General features: G+C 61.3%; 4 protein-coding genes. All 4 read left to right on the top strand.

Annotated features, from left to right (window positions below; all coding sequences use genetic code 11):
* The coding region (locus EN884_RS30315) for a cyanophycin synthetase (RefSeq protein WP_281034851.1) at positions 1 to 440 on the top strand (440 nt) is incomplete at its 5' end.
* Complete coding sequence (gene murB, locus EN884_RS30320; RefSeq protein WP_063168309.1) at positions 437 to 1,402, top strand: UDP-N-acetylmuramate dehydrogenase; 966 nt, start codon at positions 437 to 439, stop codon at positions 1,400 to 1,402. The genes EN884_RS30315 and murB, both read left to right, overlap by 4 nt.
* A 392-nt stretch (positions 1,403 to 1,794) precedes the next feature.
* Positions 1,795 to 2,721, top strand: a complete 927-nt coding sequence (locus EN884_RS30325) for a D-alanine--D-alanine ligase (RefSeq protein ID WP_013530960.1) — start codon at positions 1,795 to 1,797, stop codon at positions 2,719 to 2,721.
* Positions 2,709 to 3,359 (top strand): cell division protein FtsQ/DivIB (locus tag EN884_RS30330; protein ID WP_164895246.1); only part of this gene is annotated, 651 nt, incomplete at its 3' end. The genes EN884_RS30325 and EN884_RS30330, both read left to right, overlap by 13 nt.

Here is a 3,359-nt window from a genome sequence, read left to right on the forward strand (position 1 = left end):
CCCATACCGGTTCGTGGGACGGCGTCGAAATATTCGACGATTACGGCCACCATCCGGTCGAGATCTCGGCGGTGCTGAAGGCGGCGCGCAGCGCCACCCAGGGTCGTGTCATCGCCATTGCCCAGCCGCATCGCTTCACCCGGCTGCATGATCTGTTCAACGAGTTTTCCACCTGCTTCAACGACGCCGACACAGTAATGGTGGCGCCGGTCTACGCCGCCGGCGAAGAGCCGATCGACGGCGTCAGCTCGGACGCGCTGGTGTCGCGCATCCGCGCCGGCGGTCATCGCGACGCGCGCTACATCGAGGGCCCGGCGGCGATTGCGCCCATCGTCCGTGATCTGGCCAAGCCGGGCGATTTCGTCGTCTTCCTTGGAGCCGGCAACATCACCCAATGGGCCTATGCGTTGCCCAAGGAGCTTGGCGGGACCGTCTCATGAGGCACGGCCAGGCCCTGATCGACAGACTTGGCGACCGGCTTGCCGGCCTGCGTGGCCGCCTGACGCCGAACGCCGAGATGGACAAGATCACCTGGTTCCGTGCCGGGGGGCTGGCTGAAGCGTTGTTCCAGCCGGCCGATGAGGAGGACCTTGCCGCGTTCCTGAAAGCCGTTCCCGAAGAGATACCGCTGACGGTCGTCGGCGTCGGCTCCAACCTTCTGGTCCGCGATGGCGGCATCGAGGGCTTTGTCATTCGGCTTTCGGCCAAGGGCTTCGGCGATGCCGAGGTGATTTCGCCAATCAGGATCAAGGCGGGAGCTGCGACCCCCGACAAGCGCGTCGCAGCGGTGGCGCTCGAGGCCGGCATTGGCGGCTTTCATTTCTACCACGGCATTCCGGGTGCAATCGGCGGTGCGCTGCGAATGAATGCCGGCGCCAATGGCGTCGAGACGCGCGAGCGCGTCATCGAAGTGCGAGCACTCGATCGCAAGGGCAATGTGCAGACGCTGAGCAATGCCGATATGGGATACGCCTATCGCCATTCGGCGGCTCCCTCCGGGCTGATCTTCACCTCCGCCGTGTTCGAAGGCTTTGCCGAGGACAGGGCGACCATCAAGGCTGCGATGGAGGCCGTGCAGAACCATCGTGAGACCGTGCAGCCGATCCGCGAAAAGACCGGCGGCTCGACCTTCAAGAATCCCGACGGCACATCGGCCTGGAAGGAGATCGACAAAGCGGGCTGCCGCGGCCTGATGATCGGCGGCGCGCAGATGTCGCCGATGCATTGCAACTTCATGATCAACACCGGAACCGCGACCGGCTACGACCTTGAATATCTCGGCGAGACGGTGCGCACGCGGGTGCTGGAGAATTCCGGTATCCGGCTGCAATGGGAAATCAAGCGCATCGGCAATTTCCGGCCAGGGCATGCCGTTCAGGAGTTTCTCGGGCAGCTCCTTTAAGGTGCGCTGATATTCAGGTGATGCTCCGCTCCGGTTCTCGAAAGCCATCGTTTTCGACTCGGCCTGACCTGAATCTCGACACACCTAGCGCCTCGTTGAAGTTCATGTGATGCATGAACTTCAACGAGGCGAAAAACGGTCCGCGACCGTTGCCGCAAAGACTCAACGACACGCTTTTCGCATCCATTTTCTTAGAAAGTGAATCTCTCGGAATCGTAAGCACTTGCCAGTGAATCAACTCTCTGATTCTCTGCTCGAAAGCGTTTCCTGATTTGAGTCGTTCGACGCGTTTTCAGCGTTTTCCGTCTGGGGGGGCAACCTGCCGGGAGACTCTGACTCAATGTTGCGGAAAATCTGGTTTTGGTCCGCCGTGAGAGAGGGGATGCCGGGGAATGAAAAACAAGCATGTGGCCGTCCTGCTGGGTGGTTTTTCGTCCGAGCGGCCCGTGTCCCTGTCCTCCGGAAAGGCTTGCGCCGATGAGCTTGAGAAGGAAGGTTACCAGGTCACCCGCGTCGATGTCGGGCGCGATGTCGGCTCCGTGCTTGCCGAGCTCAAGCCCGATGTCGCCTTCAATGCGCTGCACGGCCCTTTTGGTGAGGATGGCACCATCCAGGGCATCCTCGAATATCTCGGCATTCCCTACACCCATTCCGGCGTGCTCGCCTCGGCTCTGGCCATGAACAAGGAGCAGGCCAAACGGGTTGCCAAGTCGGTCGGCATCGTGGTCGCCGAATCGAAGGTCGCCAGCCGCTTCGCCATCCAGAACAAGCATCCGATGAAGCCGCCCTATGTGGTCAAGCCGGTCAATGAGGGTTCGAGCTTTGGTGTCGTCATCGTGCATGAAGGCCAGTCGCATCCGCCGCAGGTTCTTGGCTCGTCGGAGTGGAAATATGGCGATACCGTCATGGTCGAGCGCTACATCCACGGCAGGGAGCTGACCTGCGCGGTGATGGGCGATGTGGCGCTGGGGGTCTGCGAGATCATCCCGACCGGCCATTCCTTCTACGACTATGATTCAAAATATGTCGCCGGGGGATCAAAGCACGAATGCCCCGCAAAAGTTTCACCGAATATTTACCAAAAAATACAAACACTGGCGCTCAAGGCTCACCAAGCGATCGGCTGTCGGGGCGTTTCCCGGTCGGACTTCCGTTATGACGATCGGCATTCCGAAAACGGCGAGATTGTCTGGCTCGAGGTCAACACCCAGCCGGGTATGACGCCGACGTCCTTGGTGCCTGAAATCGCCGCCCATGCCGGGCACTCGTTTGGCGATTTGTTGAGTTGGATGGTGGAGGACGCTTCGTGTCTGCGTTGAAATGGGGACAGGGTAGGGAGAGGGGCGCGGCCGGTCCGGCGCTGTTCGGCCTGTCGTTGTCGTTGGACCATTTCGTGCTGCCGCGGATGCTGCGCCGCCCGGTGCGCATTATGGCGCGCCTCGGTGTCGGAGAATTCCAGGCGCCACGCTTTTCCGCGGCCATGATGTCGGCCGTGCTGATTTTCTCGAGCAGTGCCTATGGCGCCTATCTCGGCGGTCATGTCGACGGTATCGTGCAGAGCATCACCGCCCGTACCGGATTTGCCGTCGATCAGGTCAAGGTGGTGGGCAATCGCCAGACCTCGGAAATCGATATACTCGACAGGCTTGAACTCGACGGCTGGACGTCGCTGATCGGCTTTAATGCCGAGGCCGCGCGGGAACGAATTGCGACCTTGCCGTGGATCGAGGTCGCGGCGGTGCGCAAGGTCTATCCGCATACGCTGGAAGTGCGTGTCGAGGAGCGTGAGGCTTTCGCGCTCTGGCAGCAGGGTGACGAGCTTTCGGTCATCGAGAAGAATGGCGCCATGATCGCGCCGTTCTCGGGCGGCAAGCAGGTGCTTCTGCCTCTGCTGATCGGCACCGGCGCGCCGGTGCCGATCAGCAGAGGCAGAAGCACCTGCTTGCCGCCCGAGAAC

Source organism: Mesorhizobium sp. M7A.F.Ca.AU.001.01.1.1 (assembly GCF_004022735.1).
Lineage (GTDB): Bacteria > Pseudomonadota > Alphaproteobacteria > Rhizobiales > Rhizobiaceae > Mesorhizobium > Mesorhizobium ciceri.

Bases quoted from the DNA above. Each gene is read 5' to 3' on its own strand.
- murB (WP_063168309.1), top strand. From the start codon at position 437: ATGAGGCACGGCCAGGCCCTGATCGACAGACTTGGCGACCGGCTTGCC.
- EN884_RS30325 (WP_013530960.1), top strand. From the start codon at position 1,795: ATGAAAAACAAGCATGTGGCCGTCCTGCTGGGTGGTTTTTCGTCCGAG.